Here is a 19,287-nt window from a genome sequence, read left to right as displayed (position 1 = left end):
GTGGTGATGCCAACGCCTGTAGTTCGTTCAGCCCTGTTCGTTCCCGGCAGCCGCCCGGAGCGGTTTTCCAAAGCGCTGGCCAGCGGTGCCGACGCGGTGATTGTGGATTTTGAAGACGCAGTGGAAGAGCCGCTCAAGCGGCAGGCGCGGGAGAACCTTGGCGCGTTTTTGCGCGCCCACTCCGACGCCCGGGTGTGGGTGCGGATCAACGCGCCGGAGCACGCCGAACACGCTGACGATGTGGCGTTCTGCAACGCCCATGCAAACGTGGCGGGCGTGCTGCTGCCGAAAGTCGAAAGTGCCGCCCAGGTCGCGGTGGTGGCCGCCGCCGGCAAACGGATCTGGCCGATTATCGAAAGCGCCAAGGGCCTGCTGGCGGTGGCCGCGATTGCCCATGCGCGGCAGGTGGAGCGCCTGTCGTTCGGCGGCCTGGACCTGGCGCTCGACTTGAATTTGAGCAGCCCTTCGCCAGCGGCTGACTTTGCCCTGGACCAGGCGCGCCTAGCGCTGATCGTGCATTCCCGCGCCGCCGGCCTGGTGGCCCCGCTGGACGGCGTCCACCCGTCCATCGACGACCCCGAAGGCCTGCGTCGCTCGATCCGGCATGCCTATGAAATGGGCTTTGCCGGCGCGCTGTGCATCCATCCCCGGCAGGTGGCGGTGATCCATGCGGCCTTGGCACCCAGCGCCGCAGACCTTGCCTGGGCCAAGCGCGTGGTGGCGGGCGGAGCCCACGGGGCAGGCGCGTATCAGATCGATGGGCAGATGGTGGATGCCCCGGTTCTGTTGCGCGCACAACGGCTGCTCGCCGCCCAGCGCTGACCGCAGCCGAAGCCAGAGGCGAGAGAGGATCTGCATTTTCGTTCGGGTTGGCGTTCATCTAGGCCGAACGCAGGTATCAAAAATTCGAAATTCACTACACGCGCCATATCAGGCACCTTGCCCTACAACACAACAATAAGAAGGTGATTTCCCATGCTCAAGCTCTCCCGGGCGCTGTTCTGCGCCGCCACCTTGTTCGTCGTGGGCCTGGCCCAGGCGGCGGACCCGATTGTGATCAAGTTCGCCCATGTGGTCGCCGAAAACACGCCCAAAGGCCAGGGCGCGTTGCTGTTCAAGAAACTTGCCGAAGAACGCCTGCCGGGCGTGGTCAAGGTCGAGGTGTACCCGAACTCGTCGCTGTTCGGCGATGGCAAGGAAATGGAAGCGCTGCTGTTGGGCGATGTGCAGATGCTCGCGCCGTCCCTGGCCAAGTTCGAGCAATACACCAGACAGGTGCAGATCTATGACCTGCCGTTCCTGTTCAACGACCTGGCCGCCGTCGACCGCTTCCAGGCCGCCCAAGGCAAGCAGTTACTGACCTCGATGCAGAACAAGAACATCCTCGGCCTGGCCTATTGGCACAACGGTCTCAAGCAGTTGTCGGCCAACAAAGCCCTGCACGAACCCAAGGACGCCCGTGGCCTGAAGTTCCGCGTGCAAGCCTCCAGCGTGCTTGAAGAACAGTTCAAGGCGATCCGCGCCAACCCGCGCAAGATGAGCTTTGCCGAGGTCTACCAGGGCTTGCAGACCGGTACGGTCAACGGCACCGAAAACACCTGGTCGAACTATGAAAGCCAGAAGGTCAACGAGGTGCAGAAGTACTTCACCGAGTCCAACCATGGCCTGATCGACTACATGGTGATCACCAACGCGAAGTTCTGGAACGGCCTGCCAGCGGATGTGCGCAGCACCCTGGAGCAGATCATGGCCGAGGTCACCGTTGAGGTGAACAAGCAGGCCGAGGCGCTGAACCAGTCGGCCAAACAGAAGATCGTCGACGCCAAGACCAGCGAAATCATCGAACTGACCCCCGCGCAACGCCAGCAATGGCGCGAAGCCATGCGCCCGGTCTGGCAGATGTTCGAAGGCGAGATCGGGGCTGACCTGATCAAGGCGGCGGATGCGTCCAACCTGTAATGCCGGGGCATACCGAGATCCCTCCCACAGGTTGATCCGGTTTCCACTCTGAAACCTATTCCCGCTTCGCGAGGTTTTGCCATGCAAACGCTCAGGCGCGTCTGGGAGCACCTGGAGGAAGGCGTCATTGCCTTCCTGCTGGCCGCCATGACCCTGGTGACATTCGTCTACGTCATGCTCAACAACATCTACACGCTGTTCTTTGCCCTGGCCGACCAGTGGGCCTGGAGCAGCCATTTTTTCAACGCCCTGGGCGACGGCGCCATGACTTGGGCCCAGGACATGACCTGGAGCGTGGCGCTGACCAAGGCCATGTTCGGCTGGCTGATTTTCTTCGGCATTTCCTACGGCGTGCGTACCGCCGGCCACCTTGGGGTGGATGCGCTGGTCAAGCTGACCGGACGCCGGGTGCAGCGCTTGCTTGGGATGCTTGCCTGCCTGTGCTGCCTGGCCTACGCCGGGCTGTTCATGGTCGCCAGTTACAGGTGGGTGAGTGCGGTGATGACAGCACACATCGGCGCCGAAGACCTCGACCAGTTCGGCATCGATGTCGGCGACATCGTGCTCATCGTGCCGGTCGGTTTTGCCCTGGTGTTTATCCGCTACCTGGAAATTTTCTATCGCCTGTTCACCCACCGCCAGGTCGGGTTGGGGCTGGCCGACGAGGCCGGTGAGGCGAGCAAATTGGCCGGCGGCCATGAGGAGCGTCACTGATGGCCGTGCTCTGTCTGTTTCTGCTGTTGTTTGTGTTCATGTTCCTCGGCGTGCCCGTCGCGATTTCCCTCGGATTGTCTGGCGCGGTGTCGATCCTGATGTTCAGCCAGGACTCGGTGAGTTCCCTGGCGATCAAGCTGTTCGAAACCTCGGATGCCTATACCTTCCTGGCGATTCCGTTCTTCCTGCTGTCCGGTGCGTTCATGACCACCGGCGGCGTGGCGCAGCGGCTGATCGACTTCGCCAATGCGTGTGTCGGACATATCCGTGGCGGCCTGGCGATTGCGGCGGTGTTGGCGTGCATGTTGTTTGCCGCGCTGTCCGGTTCGTCACCGGCCACGGTGGCGGCCGTCGGTTCGATTGCGGTGGCCGGGATGGTGCGCTCCGGTTACCCGAAGGCGTTCGGCGCGGGCATCATCTGCAACGCCGGCACCCTGGGCATCCTGATTCCGCCGTCGATCGTGATGGTGGTGTATTCGGCCGCCACGGAAACGTCGGTCGGCAAGTTGTTCATGGCCGGGGTGATCCCGGGGCTGCTGCTGGGCCTGATGCTGATGGTCGCGATCTATATCGTGGCGCGCATCAAGAAGCTGCCGGCGCAGCCACGGGCGAGCTTTCGCGAGTGGCTGGCCTGCGCGCGCCGTGCGTTCTGGGGCTTGCTGCTGCTGGTGATCATCCTCGGCGGCATCTACAGCGGGATGTTCACCCCGACCGAAGCCGCGGCGGTGGCAGCGGTGTACTCGGCGTTTGTCGCGCTGTTCGTCTACAAGGACATGAGTCTGCGCGACTGTCCCAAGGTGCTGCTGGAGTCCGGGCGGCTGGCGATCATGCTGATGTTTATCATCGCCAATGCGATGCTCTTCGCCCATGTGTTGACCACCGAACAGATCCCCCAGGAAATCACCGCCTGGGTGCTGTCCGAAGGGCTCACGCCGATTGGCTTCCTGATCATGGTCAACGTGGTCTTGCTGATCGCCGGCAGTTTCATGGAGCCGTCGGCGATCGTGTTGATCCTGGCGCCGATCTTCTTTCCGATCGCGATGAAGCTGGGCATCGATCCGATTCACTTGGGGATCGTGATGGTGGTGAATATGGAAATCGGCCTGGTCCACCCGCCGGTGGGCTTGAACCTGTTCGTGACCTCGGCGGTGACCGGCTTGACGCTGGGGCAGACCATTCGTGCGGCGATGCCGTGGCTGATGATCCTGTTGGTGTTCCTGATCATGGTCACCTACCTGCCGTTCATCTCGCTGGCGCTGCCGCACTGGCTGGGGATGTAGACCTCACGATGTGGGAGCCTGGCTCCCACCTTGCTCAGTGATCCAGCGCGCTCAGGATCGCATGGGCGACCTTGACCCGCTCGGCATTCGGATAGTTCTTGTTCGCCAGGATCACCACGCCCATGTCCTTGCTTGGCACATACGCCACATACGCGCCAAAACCTGCGGTTGAGCCGGTTTTGTTGTACAGCACGTTGGCCGGTTGCGCTTGCGGCGTCGCCAGCCAATCGGGGCGGTTAGGTTCCATGGCCATCGGTGTCGAGTTGCCGTCAATCAGCGCTTGCAGGGCGATGGGGTAGGGGTAGTACTCCCAGCCCAGGCCCTGGGTCATGCCGTTCACGCGGTAATAACCGGCGTGGGTACTGGCGATGGCTTGTTGCAGCGGCTTTTCCAGGGTTTGCGGGTGCAGGTTGGCGATCACATAGCGCGCCAGGTCGTGGGTGCTGGTCTTGATGCCGTAGGCTTCGTTGTCCAGTGCGCCAGGGCTTACACGGACGGGTTTCTGCTGCTTGTCGTAGCCTTGGGCGTACTCGCCGGATTGCGCGGTGGGCACGCTGAGGTGGGTGTTGCTCAACCCCAGCTTGGGCAGCAGGGTGTGCTCCATGGCGACATTGAACGGCTGGCCCAGGCTTCGCGCCGCGAGGTAGCCAAACAGGCCGATGCTCGGGTTGGAATAGAGACGTTGCGCGCCTGGGGCGTAGCTGGGTTTCCAGCGCTGGAAGTAGCCGAGCATGGCGTCGGCGTTGTCGGCGGCATCCGGAAACTGCAGCGGCAGGCCGCCGGGGGTGTAGGTCGCCAGTTGCAGCAGGCTGATGCGGTCAAAGGCGCTGCCGGCCAACGCAGGCCAGTATTGGCTGGCCTTGTCCGACAGCGTGAGCTTGCCGATGGCCTGGGCGTAACCGCCCAAGGTTGCGGTGAAGGTTTTGCTCACTGAGCCGATTTCGAACAAGGTGTTTTGGTTGACCGGTTGCTGCGCTTCTTTCGATGCCATGCCGTAGTTAAAGTATTGCACCTTGCCGTTCTGCACCACCGCCACCGCCAGGCCGGGAATGGCCTGTTGCTGCATCAGCGGTTTGACGCTGGCGTCTACCACGGCCTGCAGGTCGGTGGCGGCCAGGCACTGGCCTGCGCCGAGAAACATTGCCAGCGCCGTTAAATGACGCACTCCAAATACCGCTTGTTGGGGCATGATATCGCTTCCATGAGTATGATCGATTGAATGAACAGCCTGCGCGGGCGTGCCAAAGGTAGACAGTTCGCCGGGCCTGGGCAAACGATGATATTTCGCACCAGCCATTAGAAAAATTAGGGGCAAGCATGCTGCGTTCCCATCTGCCTCTCAATGCCCTGCGCGCATTCGAGGCCTCCGCCCGGCACCTGAGTTTTACGCGGGCCGCCATTGAGTTATGTGTCACCCAGGCGGCGGTCAGCCACCAGGTCAAGAGCCTGGAGGCGCAACTGAACGTCACCCTGTTCAAACGCCTGCCGCGTGGCCTGATGCTGACCCGCGAAGGCGAGACGTTGTTGCCGGTGCTGCGCGAATCCTTCGACCGCATTGCCCACACCCTGGGCCAGTTCGAAGGCGGGCACTACCGCGAAGTGCTCAGCGTCGGCGCGGTCGGCACTTTTGCGGTGGGCTGGCTGCTGCCGCGGCTGGCGGACTTCCAGCACCGCTACCCGTTTATCGACCTGCGCCTGTCGACGCACAACAACCGTGTCGATGTCGCCGCCGAAGGCCTGGATTACGCGATCCGTTTCGGCGCCGGGGCCTGGCATGGCACCGACGCCTGCCCATTGTTCGAAGCGCCGCTGACGGTGCTCTGCGTGCCGTCAATCGCCGAGCAGTTACACACGCCGGCCGAGCTGTTGAAGCACACAGTGCTACGCTCCTATCGCGCCGATGAGTGGAACCTGTGGTTCCAGGCCGCCGGGCTGCCTGCCGACACCCTGGTGCCGCGCAGCATCGTGTTTGACTCATCGTTGGCGATGATGGAAGCAGCGCTGCAGGGCGTCGGCGTGGCGTTGGCCCCGGCGCTGATGTTCTCGCGACAACTGGAAAGTGATGCGATCCGCCAGCCCTTCAACGTGGGCATCAGCACCGGCAGCTATTGGTTGACGCGCCTGCAGTCACGCGCCGAAACCTCGGCGATGCTGGCGTTCAAGGCCTGGCTGACGGTGATGGCGGCGCAGGGCTGAAATTTTCATCAAGAAGCAAAATGAAACAGTTGTCGGCGGCTAACCTCTACACATTCAGAGGCGGTCAGGCCAGGTATTTGTTGAACCACCCCAGCGTGCGCTGCCACGCCAGGTTCGCCGCCGCCTCGTCATAACGCGGCGTCGAGTCGTTGTGAAAACCGTGGTTGGCGCCCTTGTAGATATACGCTTGATAGGTAGTGCCCGCGGCCTTCAGGGCCTTTTCATAGGCCGGCCAGCCTTCGTTGATCCGCGTATCCAGTTCGCCGTAATGCAGCATGATCGGTGCCTTGATGCGCGGCACGTCCTTGGCCTCTGGCTGCCGCCCGTAAAATGACACGGCGGCGCCCAGTTCCGGGTAGGCCACGGCTGCTGCATTGACCACGCCGCCGCCATAGCAGAAGCCGGTAATCCCGACTTTGCCGGTGCTGTTGTCGTGGTGCATCAGCCACTCGATGGCGGCGAAGAAGTCGTTCATCAGCTTGGTCGGGTCGACTTTTTGTTGCAGCGCTACGCCTTTTTCATCGTTGCCGGGGTAGCCACCCACGGATGTCAGGCCATCCGGCGCGAGGGCGATAAAGCCGGCCTTGGCCAGGCGGCGGGCGACGTCTTCGATATACGGGTTGAGGCCGCGGTTTTCATGCACCACGACCACGGCGGGGACTTTGCCGGTGGTCTTGGCCGGGCGCACCAGATAGCCGCGCACCGTGCCGTTGCCCTTGGGCGAAGGGTAGGTGATGTAGTCCGCGACGATGTCCGGGTCGGTGAATTTCACTTGCTCGGCCAGCGCATAGTTGGGGCTCAGGGCGGCGAGCAGCGCCGACGCGGTGAGCCCGCCGAAGGTGAACAGTGCGGCGCGGTCGAGAAACTCGCGGCGGTTGATCTTGCCGTGGGCGTAGCCGTCGTAGAGCTCCAGCAGTTCGGGGGCGAAGTCTTTCGCGGTGAGACGAGTCATCGGTGCAGTCCTCGATTAGCGGTGCCAGTCAATGTAGACCAGGATCACGCGTTGCGAGCGTGGGCGGCGGCGGCCAGTTGCCCGGTATCGACGCGCACGAACACCGAATCGCCGATCGCCGTGAGCACATCGCCGGCGTATACCTCGCAGACCACGCGGCTTTTACGCCCCACATCGCCCTCGACCCGGGCACGCAAGGTCAGCGTGACACCCAGGGGCGTGGGCTTGATGAATTTGATCCCGAGATGCCCGGTCACGCAGTCGATACGCGGCAGGCTGCCGGGTTCGCGTTGTTCGGCGCGGTAGTGGTAGGCCATGGCGGTCCAGTTCGAGTGGCAGTCCACCAGCATGGCGATCAGGCCGCCGTAGACCAGATCCGGCCAGCCGCTGTATTTCGCTTCCGGTTGGTGCTCGGCGACCACGTGAACGCCGTCGGCATCCCAGCGGCTCTTGATATGCAGGCCGTGGGGGTTGCTGCCGCCGCAGCCGTAGCAGATGCCTTCGGGGGCGGTGGTGTCTTGCAGTGACGGGGTGTGCATGCCAAGTCCTTATTGTTCTGGGAGGGGACTGTCCTGTTTAACAGGACGCGCGCCGGATGGGAATAATGCCATCGCCGCAGACGCTAGCGCGCAAACCGCTTGGCTCCGGCCACACAGCCGATCACCGCGACTGTCACCAGCACCATGCCCAGGCTGACCTGCTCATGCAGCAGGCCCGCCGCCAGCGCCAGGCCGAAGAACGGTTGCAGCAACTGCAACTGGCCGACCGCGGCGATGCCGCCTTGGGCCAGCCCGCGGTACCAGAACACAAACCCGATCAACATGCTGAACAGCGCCACATAGCCCAGGCTCAGCCACGCCGGCAGGCTGATGCCGGTGAAGGTCGGCGGCGCGAGCATCAGGCTCAACGGCAGCGCCACCGGCAACGACACCACCAGCGCCCAGCAGATCACTTGCCAGCCGCCCAGGCTGCGCGACAGCTTGGCGCCCTCGGCGTAACCCAGGCCGCACACCAGCACCGCCAACAGCATCAGCAGGTCACCGGCCGGGGCGGCGCTCAGGCCCTGGGCGACGGCATACCCCATCACCAGCGCGCTGCCCAGGATCGAAAACAACCAGAACACCGGGCGTGGCCGCTCACCGCCGCGCAGTACGCCAAAGAGCGCCGTGGCCAGCGGCAACAGGCCGATAAACACGATGGAGTGCGCGGACGTCACGTATTGCAGGGCCAGCGCCGTCAGCAAGGGGAAGCCGATGACCACGCCGAGGGCGACGATTACCAGGGGCAGCCATTGCGCGCGTGTTGGGCGTTTTTCCTTGAAAAAAACCAACAGGCACAACGCCAACACGCCGGCCAGGGTGGCGCGCAGCAGGGTGAGGAACACCGGTTCGAATTCCATCACCGCCAGACGCGTCGCCGGCAACGAACCGCTGAAAATCACCACGCCGATAAAGCCATTGATCCAACCCTGGGTGCTGTTGGCCAGGGGATTGAGCGGTGAGGTCTGTTCCATGAAGGGGGCCCGAAAAAAGGAGAGGTTGCGTGCGGGCCATGCTAGGCAGGAAGATTAAGACAATCAAAAAATTGTCATGGATACATCGCCCATGCCCCGCGCCCGTTACAAAAACCTGGTCGACACCTTCGCCGAGGACATCCGCAGCGGCAGGCTGTCGCCCGGCGAGCGTCTGCCCACCCATCGGCAATTGGCCGCGCGCCACGGCCTCGCGCTGGTCACCGCGAGCCGCGTGTACAGCGAGCTGGCGGCGATGGGCCTGGTCAGCGGTGAAACCGGTCGCGGCACCTTCGTGCGCGAGATCTCGCTGCCGCCGGGGCAGGGCAGTGGGCAGATGAGCGTGGCACCGGGCATGCTGGATCTGAATTTCAATTACCCGTCATTGCCGGGCCAGGCCGAGCTGCTGCGCACGGCATTGCGTCAACTGGCGCTGTCGGGCGATCTGCAAGCGTTACTGCGTTACCAGCCCCACGCCGGGCGCCAGCATGAACGCGCGGCGGTGGCGCGCCATCTGCTGAGTCGAGGGCTGACGGTCGAGGCCGATCAGGTGCTGCTGGTCAGCGGCGCGCAACATGGGTTGGCCGTGACGCTGATGGCGCTGCTCAAACCGGGGGATGTGATTGCCGTCGACGCGCTGACCTATTCAGGCTTCAAGGTGCTGGCCGAGACCCTGCACCTGGAAATGCTGGCGATCCCGCTCACCGCCAGCGGCCCCGACCTCGATCATCTGCACAGCCTGTGTCGCAAGCATCCGGTCCGCGCGGTGTATAGCATGCCGACCGTGCATAACCCGCTGGGTTGGGTGATGAGCCTGGAGCAGCGCGAGCAGTTGGTAGCCATCGCCCGTCAGCACAACCTGATGATCGTCGAGGACGCGGCCTACGCATTTCTGGCAGAACACGCGCCACCGCCGTTGGCGACCCTCGCGCCGGAACGCACGGTGTATGTCGGCGGCTTTTCGAAAAGCGTCGCCACCGGCCTGCGGGTCGGCTTTGTGTCAGCCCCGGCGGCGTGGGTGAAGGCCCTGGAACGCAGCATCATGGCCACGACCTGGAATGTGCCGGGGGTAATGAGCGCGATTGCCGTGGCCTGGCTCGACGACGGCACGGTGGCTCAACTGGAAGCACAGAAACGCCAGGATGCCCGGGCACGCCAGGCATTGGCGGCGCAGGTGCTGAAGGGGCTGACGTACATCAGCCATCCTTCGTCGTATTTTCTCTGGTTGCCCCTGGCGGAAGAGGCCCGCGCCGATCAGATCGCCATGACCTTGCAGCGCGAAAATATCGCCGTGTCCACCGCCGAACCGTTTGCCGTATCGGCCCATGTACCGCATGCGCTGCGCCTGGCGTTGGGCTCGGTGGACATGACGGCGCTGCGCGAGGCCTTGCTGGCGGTACGCAAGGTGGTGGCGTGGTGACGCTATCCGGCACTTCCTGCTTAAATGGCACATCGCTATGCTACGGCGAAAACAACAAACCGCCTTGTGAGAAAACATGGACTTTAATTGGCACAGCGACCCCATCACCCGCAGCACCCCGATCACCCCGCGCTACAAAAACACCCAGAACGTGCGCCGTTTCATGCTCGAACACTGCGGCCCGGGGTTTAAGTTCGACCGCGCATTCATGGCCTGGATTCGCAACGATACGGCCAAAACCCTGGGCGATATGGTGGATGAGTGGCAGCGTCGAAACGCCGGCTTATGATTACTCAAGGCATGGTGGCACTGGTTAACTACAGCATCCATTTGACGCCAGGCCTGCTGCTGTTCGGCGCGTGGTTCGCGCTCACACCCAGGTCGATGACGGCGGTCCGCATCCTGATTCTGTTGGCGGCGTTTGTGCTGATGCGCGATGCGATGACGCCGTTGCGCATGTGGGCGCTCAGTGACGATGTGCAGATTGCATTCACCGCCAACACCTTTGTGCTGGCGGCGCTGGGCGGTCTATCGCTGTTGCTGGTTGCCGGGCTCGCGTGGGTAGCGCCGGACTTGTCGCGGCTGGTCTTGTGGTCCAAGGGCAATTGCGCCGTCGGACTGGCGAGGGGCCTGGCGGTGGGCTGCCTGATCGGCGTACCGCTGCGGCTTTACCAGGGCGTGGATACGCAAGCGATCCACGATTACTGGGTGTGGCTGCCAGGCATGGTGGTATTGGCCTATGGCGCCAATGCGTTGGAAGAGGTGTTGTTTCGCGGTTATCTGCAGGGGTATCTGGAACAACAACTGACGCCGCTGCGGGCGGCCTTGATCAGCGGCGTGGCGTTCGCGGCCTGTCATGCGTTCCTGGCCCTGAGCGTCACTCAATTGGGCTGGCCGGTGTTGCTGTTTACCCTGATCGAAGGGCTGGCCTGCGCGTTGTTGCGCATGCGTCATGGTGTGTTGGCCGCGACGCTCGCCCATGGCACGGCGATCCTGTTGATTGCCGTGCCTCTCGTTGCCTGAGTGAGCAGCGCAACCAGGTGGGAGCGGTGGCTCCCACCGTTGGACCGCGCGTCAGCGTGGCGTGAGCGCCGGCGTGCGCGGCGGAATCAGGCGTTTGCTGCCGGTGGCTTCATACGCTGACGCCAGCTGCAGCAACCTGGAGTCATCGTAGGCGCGCCCGGCAAAGGTCAGCCCGACCGGCATGCCGATATCCGCCATCACGCCCATCGGCACGGTAACGGTCGGCACGCCCAAGTGGCGGATGGCAAGGTTGCCGTTGGCCACCCACACGCCATTGCTCCAGGCGATGTCGGCGGACGCTTCGTTCACATCGGCATCGGCAGGGCCGACGTCGGCGACGGTGGGGAAGATCACGGCATCGAGGCCGAGCTTATCCATCCAGTCTTCGAGGTCGATGCGTCGGGTCTGTTCGAGGCCGCGCAGGCCGTCGGGCAGGGTGCTGATCTGGTTCCACGGGGTGATCCCGCGTTGGGCCATCCGCACGTATTCGTCCATGCCGGCGGCCAGTTCGTCTTCACGGTTGGGCAAGGTGCCGGGGTCATGGGGGAAAATCTTCGGCCCGTCGACATCCGCCAGGCGGTTCAGGTTCGGGTCGTTATTGGCGCGCAGGAAGTCATCGAAGGCCCATGCGGACAGTTCCCACAACTCATCGTGGAGGAACTCCTTGGACACCAGGCCACGGGTAAACACCGTCGGTGCGCCCGGGCGGTCGCCTTCGCAGTTGGACACCAGGGGGAAGTCCACTTCGATGACTTCGGCGCCGGCCGCTTCGAGGGCCTGGCGCGCGGCTTGCCACAGGGCGATGACGCTGGCGCGGGTGATGATCTTTTGCCCGGTCGGGCCACCGATGCCGGGTTTCTCGCTGGTGCCGGCGTCGGGGTCGGCGTTGATGTACATGCGCGGTACGCCAAAGCGTTTGCCGGCGAGGGATGCGGCGGTCGCGGCCAGTTCAGCGTAAGCCGCCGGGCGCACCGAAGCGACGCTGGGGATGGGCACCCAAGGTTGCAGGCGCCACAGGTCGCCGCGGGTGTCGGGGTCTTCGGCGACCACCACGTCGAGTACTTCCAGCAGGTCGGCCATGGTGCGCGCATAAGGCACCACCACGTCCATGGTGGGGGTCAGCGGCCAGTTGCCGCGCACCGAAATCACCCCACGGGACGGGGTATAGGCACACAGGCCGTTGTTGGACGCCGGGCCACGCCCGCTCGACCAGGTTTCTTCCGCCAGACCGAATGCCGCGAAGCTCGCGGCAGTCGCGGTGCCGGCGCCGTTGGACGAGCCGGAGGCAAACGGTGCCGTCAGGTAGGCGGCGTTATACGGGCTTTCCGCGCGGCCATACACGCCACGCTGCATGCCGCCATTGGCCATCGGCGGCATGTTGGTCTTGCCCAGGCAGATGGCACCTCCGGCCCGCAGCCGTTCGATGCTGAAGGCGTCGCGCTGGGCAACCAGTTTGGCGAACGCCGGACTGCCGGACGCCGCCGTGAGGCCCTTGATCAGGTAACTGTCCTTGGCGGTATAGGGAATGCCGTCGAGCGGTCCCAGCGTTGCGCCCTTGGCCCGGCGCGCATCGGACGCCTCGGCTTCGTCCAGGGCCGCGGGGTTGCGCACCACCACGGCATTCAGCGCGGTCGCGGTCTGCGCGCCGTCGTAGGCGTCGATCCGCGCCAGATAAGCCTGGACCAGTTCGACGGCCGTGGTCTGGCCGGACTCAAGCGCCGCGCGCAATTGGGCAATGGAGACTTCGGTAACTTGCATCAGGTTTTTTTCGCCGCCTTCAAGTGGGGGTATGGCGGCAGTCTACGGACAGATATTTCACAAAACCAGCGCCGCATAACCTTCGAAAGCGCTGCGCATGACCTGCCATGTGAAGTCGTCGGCGGGAATCAGATGCTCGATCCGCAGCGAGGTGAGGGTAATGTCCTGGGGCATGCCGAAGGTGGTGAAGGTCGATAGAAAGTTCAGCTCGCCCTGGGTCGAGCGCACGCGGGTCAACACCAGTGGCGGCATGTCGCTGGGCAGTTCGGTGTGGGCGGGCACCGGCAGGCTGGCCAGCAGCGCCGCCAACGATGGGTTGGTCAAGGCCTCGCGGGTTGCCCGTTGCCAGGCGAGGGTGCGGATCTCTTCGGCGTTGATCAGGTGATCGCCCAGGCCGCCCGATTGCAGCAGGGTGCTCAGCAGGTTCACGCCATCGGCGGCGCCCGGGTCGATCCCGACCAAGCCAAAGAGCACGGCAGTGCTGGTGTTGGCCGTCAGCACCTGCCACTCACTGCCGAGCAGAATCGCCGGGGCGGGGTTGTTGGCGTGCAGCACATGGCTGACCGCTTCGCGAATGGCCGCCATGGCCGGCGAGGCGAGGGGGGTGGCGGCATAACGCGGGGCAAAGCCGGCGGCGAGGAATACGCGGTTGCACTGGTCGAGGGGCACCTGCAGCGCGCTCAGCAGATTGTGCAGGGTGCCGGGGCTCGGCTTGGCGCGGCCGGTTTCCAGGCAACTGAGATGACGCTGCGAGACTCCGGTGATCAGGGCCAGGTCGAGCTGGCTCAACTGTGCCTGGCGGCGTAGCCGGCGCAAGTGTTCGCTGGCGGTAGCAGGATTGTCCATGGCGTGACCATGACCTCCGAGGTCATTGCGAGGGGCTGAACCTTATCACTATCGTGGGCCTCGATCACTTCAAGGAAGAGACCATGCACAGACCCTTTATCGCCCTGGCCGGTTTGCTCGGGTTTTCGCTGTATACGCTGATAACGATGCTGACCGCGGAGCAGTCGCTGCTGGCGTTTGGCCGGCAATTGCTGTCACGCCCGGACACCGCGCAAGTGGTGATCGACCTGTACCTGATGGCGCTGCTGGCTTGTGTGTGGATGTACCGCGACGCCCGGCGGCGAGGGCGGTCGGTGGCGTCGGTGCTGCCTTACTGGGTGCTGACGGCGCTGTTCGTTTCGGTGGGGCCGCTGCTCTATATCGTCATCACGGGGTTGCGGGATGAATGAGCTATTGCGTGTCTACGCACTGTGCGTGTTGATGCTGTGCCTGAAGATGCTGGCGATTTCCTGCTATCAGGGCTTCTTCCGCCTGCGCGCGCGGGCATTCACTAATCCCGAAGATGCGGCTTTCTTCAACCGTGCGCCGCAGCCAGACGAACTGCCGCAAGTCGGCCGTGCCGCCAGGGCGTGGGCCAATGACCAGGAAAACATTCCGCTGTTTTTTGTCCTCGGCGGGCTGTGTGTCGTGGCGGGCACCGCTTCGGTAGCCACGGGAGTGCTGTTCGGGGTTTTTACCCTGGCGCGGGTGGCACACACGCTCATGTACCTGATGGCGTGCCAGCCCTGGCGCACGCTGGCCTATGGGGTGGGCGTGGCGTGTCTGATCGGGTTGGGCGCGATGCTCGTGTTGAAAATGATATGAAGGGCACCGGCGTCCTCAAGCGCTAGCTGTAGGCGCCGGCCCCGTGCGATCGAGCCGCCGGATGCCCCGGCAGGCTCAACCGATCAAACGCCTTTGGTCGACGGCAACAGAATCGTCAGAACCCCCAGCAACGGCAGGAACGAGCACAGCGTGTAAACGTACTCGATGCCATGGCTGTCCGCGAGCAACCCCAGCAATGCCGCGCCGATACCGCTGAAGCCGAACATCAGGCCAAAGAACACGCCGGCGATCATCCCGACATTGCCTGGCACCAGCTCCTGGGCGAAGACGACGATGGCGGAGAACGCCGACGCCAGGATGAAACCGATCACCACGCTGAGCATCGCGGTCCAGAACAGGTCGACATACGGCAGGGCCAGGGTGAACGGCGCCGCGCCGAGGATGGAGAACCAGATGACGGTCTTGCGTCCGATCCGGTCGCCGATCGGCCCGCCAAAGAAGGTGCCTGCAGCCACGGCGCCGAGGAACAGGAACAGGTAAAGCTGGGAACTGGCGACCGACAGGTTGAATTTCTCGATCAGATAGAAGGTGAAATAGCTGGTCAGGCTGGACATGTAGAAGTACTTGGAAAACACCAGCAAGGCCAGCACCACCAAGGCAAAGGTCACGCGGCCTTTCGACAGGCCGTGGGTGGCTTTGCTGCCTTGCTTGAGCTTGAACAAATTGAGGTGGTTGCGGTACCAGCGGCTCAAGCCATACAGCACCAGGATCGCGAACACCGCAAACAGGCCGAACCAGGCGATATGCCCCTGGCCGTAGGGAATGACGATCGCCGCCGCCAGCAGTGGGCCGAACGCGCTGCCAGCGTTACCGCCGACCTGGAAGGTCGATTGCGCCAGGCCGTAGCGCCCGCCGGAAGCCAGGCGGGCCACCCGCGACGTTTCCGGGTGGAAGGTCGAGGAGCCGACGCCGATCAGCGCCGACGCCAGCAGGATCGCCGGGAACGTGCCGACAAACGCCAGCATCAGGATGCCGATCAAAGTACACACCATGCCCGCCGGCAACAGCCAGGGTTTGGGGTGGCGGTCGGTGTGGTAGCCGATCCACGGTTGCAGCAGGGAGGCGGTCAGTTGGAAGGTCAGGGTGATCAGGCCGACCTGGGTGAAGCTCAGCCCATAGTTGGCCTTGAGCATTGGGTAGATCGAGGGCAGCACGGCCTGGATCAGGTCATTGATCAAATGCGCCAGGGCGCAGGCGCCGAGGACGCGCATGACCAAGGGGCTGACTTGGGGCGGGCTGGAGGTGGCAGCGGGAGACGCGGTCAAGGTCGACATGCAGGCATTCCATACAAGGCAGTGAACGACGGGGACGGGCAGCGATGATTTAAACCGCCGCTCCATGGATGAACTCGGCGTTTATGCTAGATTTGTCGAAAACGCCTGTCTCGCGAAATTCGGGCAGCAAACATCGCAAAAGAGGCGAAGCCATCAAAACACTGGATAAATTTCTGCGGGATATCGATGAGGGCGAGTGGGCCGTCATCAGCTCGGCCACCGACTATCCGGAGAGCTGGGTGATCCCCGACCATAGCCACGAGAAGCATCAACTGCTGTACGCCACCGAAGGCGTGATGGTGGTGCATTCGGCGCAGAATCAGTGGACGGTGCCACCCAATCGCGGCTTCTGGATGCCCAGTGGGCATGTGCATTCGCTGCGCTGCGTCGGGGCGTTGAAAATGCGCAGTGTGTTTGTTCGCCCCGCGAGTTTTCCGAACCTGCCGAGCGAAACCAAGGCCGTCAGCATTTCACCGCTGCTCAGCGAACTGATCAAGGCATCGGTCAGCTTGAAGCCGCCGTATGCCGAGGATTCGCGCGACGCGCGGATCATGCACCTGATCCTCGACGAACTGGCGCTATTGCCGGCCTTGCCGTTGTCCTTGCCCCAGCCTGCAGACCCGCGCATCCGCCGGATTTGCCTGGCGTTGCAGGACGACCCGGGCGATGCCTCGACCGTGGCGGATTGGAGCGAGCGCCTGGGTCTGGACCAGACCACCATCCAGCGCCTGTTCCGCCGGGAAACCGGCCTGACCTTCGGCCAGTGGCGCCAGCAAGCGCGGTTGCTGCTGGCGCTGGAGCGCATAGCCGTGGGCGAGAAGATCATCGATGTGGCATTTGAGCTGGGCTATGAAAGCCCGAGCGCCTTTACCAGTATGTTCAAGAAACAGTTCGGCAAGACGCCGAGTCATTTCTTCCGCTAGCGCAAGGCGCTGTCGAGCGCTAACACGGCGGGGTGCTCGCGCACACGTCCAGCAGGCCGTTGAAGGCGTCGATGTCCAGCGGTCGGCTGAGGAAGTAGCCTTGGCCTTCGTCACAGGCCACCGCCTTGAGCAGTGCCAGGTGTTCGGCGGTTTCGATTCCTTCCGCGGTGACTGTCAGCGACAGGGCGCGTCCCAGGCCGACAATCGCCTGCACAATGGCCTTGTCATCGGCGCTGTCCTCCAGCCGGTTCAAGAAACTGCGGTCGATTTTCAACCCGTCGAACGGGAACGCGCGCAAATAGCTCAGTGACGAGTAGCCGGTGCCGAAGTCATCCATGGCGATGCGGATACCCAGGTGCTTGAGGGTGTGCATGACTTCAAGCGCGCCGACGGCATCTTCAAGCATCACGCTCTCGGTGATTTCCAGCTCCATGCGCGTTGGCTCGATGCCGGACTTATTCAGGGCGTACCGCACGCGCTCCACCAGGTTGCCGCGCTTGAATTCGGTGGGTGACAGGTTTACCGACACAAACAGCTCATCCGGCCACTGCGCGGCGCACGCGCAGGCGGTTTCCAGCACCCAGTCGCTCAGCGAGAGGATCAACCCCGATTCCTCGGCAATCGGGATGAACGTGTCCGGTGCGATCAGGCCACGCTCCGGGTGTTGCCAGCGCACCAGCGCTTCGGCGCCGACCATTTGCCCGTCGCTGATGCGGTAGCGCGGTTGAAAGTGCAGACGCAGCTCTGCGTGCTTGATCGCAAACCGCAGGTCGCTTTCCAGGCGGCGCCGTTCGATGATCCGCGCGTTCATTTCGCCGGAGTAAAAACGCCAGGTATTGCGCCCGGCGGCCTTGGCTTCGTACAAGGCAATATCGGCGTAGCGCAGTAACTCGGTGACGCCGTTGGCGTCATTGGGCGCGAGGGCGATGCCGATACTCGCGCTGATGAACACGTCCTGCTCGTCGACCCTGATCACCCGCTCGACGGACTCGATCAAGCGCCGGCACAGGGCTTCGACTTCGTCCTGGGCGCCGGCATCGATCAGGATCAGTACAAATTCATCGCCGCCGACCCGAGCGACCAGGTCACCGTGGCGCACGCAATCAGAGAGGCGGCTCGATACCTCATTGAGCACCCGGTCGCCGGCGGCATGCCCGAGCAAGTCATTGACCGGTTTGAACCGATCCAGGTCCAGGCTGAGCATGACCAAAGGGTGGGTGAGGGTGGGCAAGGCTTTGAGTTTACCGTCCAGAAACGCTTGCAGGCGCGTGCGATTGGGCAGCCCGGTGAGGGCGTCGTGCTGGGACAGGAACTCGATGCGGCGACGCGCCTCGACTTCTTCGGTGACGTCAGTGGCCGTGCCGCGAAACCCGCCGCAGGGCATCTCGCGCGCCGACAGCCGGGTGGTGCGCTCCCGTCCCCGGGCGTCGACGTAGCGACACTGCAGGCTGATATCCGCGAGCCGCCCGGGCGTGGTCAGCCACTGAGAAAGGGCGCCGGCATCGGTGTCCAGCAGGTCGTACAGCGTGGCGCCGATCCAGGCCTGGCGGTCCAGGCCGGTGACGCTTTCGAAGCGCTCCGACAGGTAGGTGAAACGCCACTCGCCGTCGATTTCCCAGACCCAGTCCGAACTGGCTTCCACCACATCGCGAAAGCGTGCTTCGCTGGTGGCCAGCGCGTTTTGACTGTCTTGCAGCGAGGTGTGGCTGCTGTCGAGGGCCTGGGCGTCCGCCGTGGTGCGGCGCACAATCAGCCAGGTCATCAGGCACACCAGCAACGCCGCCAGGCCCAGCAGCGGCAAACCGACAGCCATCAAACGCATACCGGGCCGCTCGGGGTGCCAGTGCAGGCTGCCGGCGGCACCGTTCTCACCAAGGGCGAACAACAAGGTCTTGCCGATTTCATCGGGTGTGGCGATGTGCAGGTGATCGACGCCAAAGTCGTTGCCGATTTCGGTCAGCTTGGCGCTGTCGAGGATGTTGATGAAGAGCAATACCGAGGCTTTTCGGTCATCGGCGATCACGCTGGGGTCCGTGCCGGGCGTTATTGCCGCTGCCGCCACCAGCGTGGGGTTGCCGCGCACGTTAATGAACGTCGTGACCGGTGTGTCCGTCGCGGCGCCTGCGCGCGCTTGTTCGAGTAGCGCCGCGACGGGCTGGTCGAGCCATTCGGTCAGCTCAATCGGTTGCAGCTTGCCCTCGACCAACGCGTATACCGTGCGGTCCAGGTCGTTGACGACAAACACGCCTTGGAAACCGAAATCATGAAACAGCGTGGGCCCGACGTTTTCGCGGGTATAGGCCCAATCCGTGTCCACGGAAACGTGCAGGTGTTTGTAGGCATCGCCCCAGAATGCGTAATCCTTGACGGTCAGGCGCTGGGATTTTTCCAGGGACTGCACCGCCTTGCGCGTGTAGAAGGCGCTTTCGCTGTCTTCGAATCGGTTCAGTTCCTGGGCGAGGTACACCAGCGAATAGCTGGCCGCAGCAAACACACAGGCGAGCAGCACCACGCACTGGAACAACGACGTGCGCGCCATCGACAGGCTGGTGCGTTGGGAAAGGTTACGAATGATCGGGGCGAAGGTATTTGGCATTGATTCCCGCA

The 19,287-nt window shown here is 63.5% G+C and carries 19 protein-coding genes; 11 read left to right on the top strand and 8 right to left on the bottom strand.

Annotated elements, in window-relative coordinates; all coding sequences use genetic code 11:
• Positions 1–6: 6 nt before the first annotated feature.
• The 4 genes from PverR02_RS17320 (at position 7) to dctM (ending at position 3,953) form a co-directional block, all read left to right on the top strand.
• Positions 7–822 (top strand): HpcH/HpaI aldolase/citrate lyase family protein, encoded by an 816-nt coding sequence (locus PverR02_RS17320; RefSeq protein WP_079444004.1) that lies wholly within the window; start codon positions 7–9, stop codon positions 820–822.
• 153 nt (positions 823–975) lie between these two features.
• On the top strand, positions 976–1,959 hold the full coding sequence (locus PverR02_RS17315) for a TRAP transporter substrate-binding protein (RefSeq protein ID WP_079444003.1): 984 nt from the start codon (positions 976–978) through the stop codon (positions 1,957–1,959).
• An 81-nt stretch (positions 1,960–2,040) separates the two neighbouring features.
• Positions 2,041–2,673: a TRAP transporter small permease gene (locus PverR02_RS17310; protein WP_079444002.1), complete on the top strand. Its 633-nt coding sequence runs from the start codon at positions 2,041–2,043 to the stop codon at positions 2,671–2,673.
• Entirely contained in the window at positions 2,673–3,953 is a 1,281-nt protein-coding gene (dctM, locus tag PverR02_RS17305; RefSeq protein WP_017846452.1) for a C4-dicarboxylate TRAP transporter large permease protein DctM, read from the top strand. Before PverR02_RS17310 ends, dctM begins: the two co-directional genes overlap by 1 nt.
• Positions 3,954–3,987: 34 nt before the next feature.
• On the opposite strand, the gene ampC is transcribed toward dctM, so the two are convergent.
• Positions 3,988–5,142, bottom strand: a complete 1,155-nt coding sequence (gene ampC, locus PverR02_RS17300) for a class C beta-lactamase (RefSeq protein ID WP_079444001.1) — start codon at positions 5,140–5,142, stop codon at positions 3,988–3,990.
• A 128-nt stretch (positions 5,143–5,270) separates the two neighbouring features.
• Here ampC and PverR02_RS17295 point away from each other — a divergent pair, with 128 nt between their 5' ends.
• The gene (locus PverR02_RS17295) at positions 5,271–6,149 is read left to right on the top strand and encodes a LysR family transcriptional regulator (RefSeq protein WP_046383640.1); all 879 of its coding nucleotides are present in this window, start codon (positions 5,271–5,273) and stop codon (positions 6,147–6,149) included.
• Positions 6,150–6,213: 64 nt separating this feature from the next.
• Here PverR02_RS17295 and yghX read toward each other — a convergent pair whose 3' ends face one another.
• From yghX to PverR02_RS17280, 3 genes are all read right to left on the bottom strand, one after another.
• Positions 6,214–7,101, bottom strand: a complete 888-nt coding sequence (yghX, locus tag PverR02_RS17290; RefSeq protein ID WP_079444000.1) for a YghX family hydrolase — start codon at positions 7,099–7,101, stop codon at positions 6,214–6,216.
• Positions 7,102–7,145: 44 nt separating this feature from the next.
• Positions 7,146–7,640 (bottom strand): PaaI family thioesterase, encoded by a 495-nt coding sequence (locus PverR02_RS17285; protein WP_079443999.1) that lies wholly within the window; start codon positions 7,638–7,640, stop codon positions 7,146–7,148.
• Positions 7,641–7,723: 83 nt separating this feature from the next.
• On the bottom strand, positions 7,724–8,614 hold the full coding sequence (locus PverR02_RS17280) for a DMT family transporter (protein ID WP_079443998.1): 891 nt from the start codon (positions 8,612–8,614) through the stop codon (positions 7,724–7,726).
• Between the two features lie 91 nt (positions 8,615–8,705).
• On the opposite strand from PverR02_RS17280, the gene PverR02_RS17275 reads away from it, so the two are divergent.
• The 3 genes from PverR02_RS17275 to PverR02_RS17265 all read left to right on the top strand — a co-directional run bounded on the left by PverR02_RS17275 (position 8,706) and on the right by PverR02_RS17265 (position 11,054).
• Positions 8,706–10,031 carry an aminotransferase-like domain-containing protein gene (locus tag PverR02_RS17275; RefSeq protein ID WP_079443997.1) on the top strand — a complete coding sequence of 442 codons (1,326 nt, stop codon included), beginning with the start codon at positions 8,706–8,708 and terminating at the stop codon, positions 10,029–10,031.
• Positions 10,032–10,107: 76 nt separating this feature from the next.
• Complete coding sequence (locus PverR02_RS17270) at positions 10,108–10,320, top strand: DUF6434 domain-containing protein (protein ID WP_046383635.1); 213 nt, start codon at positions 10,108–10,110, stop codon at positions 10,318–10,320.
• On the top strand, positions 10,317–11,054 hold the full coding sequence (locus PverR02_RS17265; RefSeq protein ID WP_079443996.1) for a CPBP family intramembrane glutamic endopeptidase: 738 nt from the start codon (positions 10,317–10,319) through the stop codon (positions 11,052–11,054). The genes PverR02_RS17270 and PverR02_RS17265 overlap by 4 nt, the downstream gene beginning before the upstream one ends.
• 51 nt (positions 11,055–11,105) lie before the next feature.
• Here the strand turns inward: PverR02_RS17265 and PverR02_RS17260 are convergent, their stop codons facing one another.
• Both PverR02_RS17260 and PverR02_RS17255 read right to left on the bottom strand, forming a co-directional pair.
• Entirely contained in the window at positions 11,106–12,815 is a 1,710-nt protein-coding gene (locus PverR02_RS17260) for an amidase (protein ID WP_162231536.1), read from the bottom strand.
• Between the two features lie 54 nt (positions 12,816–12,869).
• Positions 12,870–13,658 (bottom strand): helix-turn-helix domain-containing protein, encoded by a 789-nt coding sequence (locus PverR02_RS17255; protein WP_079443995.1) that lies wholly within the window; start codon positions 13,656–13,658, stop codon positions 12,870–12,872.
• Positions 13,659–13,741: 83 nt separating this feature from the next.
• Here PverR02_RS17255 and PverR02_RS17250 point away from each other — a divergent pair, with 83 nt between their 5' ends.
• Both PverR02_RS17250 and PverR02_RS17245 read left to right on the top strand, forming a co-directional pair.
• Positions 13,742–14,047: a DUF2834 domain-containing protein gene (locus PverR02_RS17250; protein ID WP_017846441.1), complete on the top strand. Its 306-nt coding sequence runs from the start codon at positions 13,742–13,744 to the stop codon at positions 14,045–14,047.
• Positions 14,040–14,462 carry an MAPEG family protein gene (locus PverR02_RS17245; protein ID WP_079443994.1) on the top strand — a complete coding sequence of 141 codons (423 nt, stop codon included), beginning with the start codon at positions 14,040–14,042 and terminating at the stop codon, positions 14,460–14,462. The genes PverR02_RS17250 and PverR02_RS17245 overlap by 8 nt, the downstream gene beginning before the upstream one ends.
• Before the next feature lie 83 nt (positions 14,463–14,545).
• Here PverR02_RS17245 and PverR02_RS17240 read toward each other — a convergent pair whose 3' ends face one another.
• Positions 14,546–15,757 carry an MFS transporter gene (locus tag PverR02_RS17240; RefSeq protein ID WP_046383630.1) on the bottom strand — a complete coding sequence of 404 codons (1,212 nt, stop codon included), beginning with the start codon at positions 15,755–15,757 and terminating at the stop codon, positions 14,546–14,548.
• A gap of 83 nt (positions 15,758–15,840) precedes the next feature.
• Between PverR02_RS17240 and PverR02_RS17235 the strand changes: the two genes are divergently transcribed.
• On the top strand, positions 15,841–16,680 hold the full coding sequence (locus PverR02_RS17235; RefSeq protein ID WP_017846438.1) for an AraC family transcriptional regulator: 840 nt from the start codon (positions 15,841–15,843) through the stop codon (positions 16,678–16,680).
• A gap of 19 nt (positions 16,681–16,699) precedes the next feature.
• Here the strand turns inward: PverR02_RS17235 and PverR02_RS17230 are convergent, their stop codons facing one another.
• On the bottom strand, positions 16,700–19,276 hold the full coding sequence (locus PverR02_RS17230; RefSeq protein ID WP_079443993.1) for a bifunctional diguanylate cyclase/phosphodiesterase: 2,577 nt from the start codon (positions 19,274–19,276) through the stop codon (positions 16,700–16,702).
• Positions 19,277–19,287 lie beyond the last annotated feature (11 nt).

Origin of the sequence: Pseudomonas veronii (genome assembly GCF_002028325.1) — a bacterium.
In the GTDB taxonomy this organism is placed as follows: Bacteria; Pseudomonadota; Gammaproteobacteria; order Pseudomonadales; family Pseudomonadaceae; genus Aquipseudomonas; species Aquipseudomonas veronii.
The sequence above is the reverse complement of the archived record's forward strand: the minus strand, read 5'-3'. Positions and strand labels throughout refer to the sequence as shown.

What these genes read in the sequence shown, in the direction of transcription:
- PverR02_RS17320 (WP_079444004.1), top strand. Translation starts at nt 7, where the DNA reads ATGCCAACGCCTGTAGTTCGTTCAGCCCTGTTCGTTCCCGGCAGCCGC.
- PverR02_RS17315 (WP_079444003.1), top strand. Translation starts at nt 976, where the DNA reads ATGCTCAAGCTCTCCCGGGCGCTGTTCTGCGCCGCCACCTTGTTCGTC.
- PverR02_RS17310 (WP_079444002.1), top strand. Translation starts at nt 2,041, where the DNA reads ATGCAAACGCTCAGGCGCGTCTGGGAGCACCTGGAGGAAGGCGTCATT.
- dctM (WP_017846452.1), top strand. Translation starts at nt 2,673, where the DNA reads ATGGCCGTGCTCTGTCTGTTTCTGCTGTTGTTTGTGTTCATGTTCCTC.
- ampC (WP_079444001.1), bottom strand. Translation starts at nt 5,142, where the DNA reads ATGCCCCAACAAGCGGTATTTGGAGTGCGTCATTTAACGGCGCTGGCA.
- PverR02_RS17295 (WP_046383640.1), top strand. Translation starts at nt 5,271, where the DNA reads ATGCTGCGTTCCCATCTGCCTCTCAATGCCCTGCGCGCATTCGAGGCC.
- yghX (WP_079444000.1), bottom strand. Translation starts at nt 7,101, where the DNA reads ATGACTCGTCTCACCGCGAAAGACTTCGCCCCCGAACTGCTGGAGCTC.
- PverR02_RS17285 (WP_079443999.1), bottom strand. Translation starts at nt 7,640, where the DNA reads ATGCACACCCCGTCACTGCAAGACACCACCGCCCCCGAAGGCATCTGC.
- PverR02_RS17280 (WP_079443998.1), bottom strand. Translation starts at nt 8,614, where the DNA reads ATGGAACAGACCTCACCGCTCAATCCCCTGGCCAACAGCACCCAGGGT.
- PverR02_RS17275 (WP_079443997.1), top strand. Translation starts at nt 8,706, where the DNA reads ATGCCCCGCGCCCGTTACAAAAACCTGGTCGACACCTTCGCCGAGGAC.
- PverR02_RS17270 (WP_046383635.1), top strand. Translation starts at nt 10,108, where the DNA reads ATGGACTTTAATTGGCACAGCGACCCCATCACCCGCAGCACCCCGATC.
- PverR02_RS17265 (WP_079443996.1), top strand. Translation starts at nt 10,317, where the DNA reads ATGATTACTCAAGGCATGGTGGCACTGGTTAACTACAGCATCCATTTG.
- PverR02_RS17255 (WP_079443995.1), bottom strand. Translation starts at nt 13,658, where the DNA reads ATGGACAATCCTGCTACCGCCAGCGAACACTTGCGCCGGCTACGCCGC.
- PverR02_RS17250 (WP_017846441.1), top strand. Translation starts at nt 13,742, where the DNA reads ATGCACAGACCCTTTATCGCCCTGGCCGGTTTGCTCGGGTTTTCGCTG.
- PverR02_RS17245 (WP_079443994.1), top strand. Translation starts at nt 14,040, where the DNA reads ATGAATGAGCTATTGCGTGTCTACGCACTGTGCGTGTTGATGCTGTGC.
- PverR02_RS17240 (WP_046383630.1), bottom strand. Translation starts at nt 15,757, where the DNA reads ATGTCGACCTTGACCGCGTCTCCCGCTGCCACCTCCAGCCCGCCCCAA.
- PverR02_RS17235 (WP_017846438.1), top strand. Translation starts at nt 15,841, where the DNA reads ATGCTAGATTTGTCGAAAACGCCTGTCTCGCGAAATTCGGGCAGCAAA.
- PverR02_RS17230 (WP_079443993.1), bottom strand. Translation starts at nt 19,276, where the DNA reads ATGCCAAATACCTTCGCCCCGATCATTCGTAACCTTTCCCAACGCACC.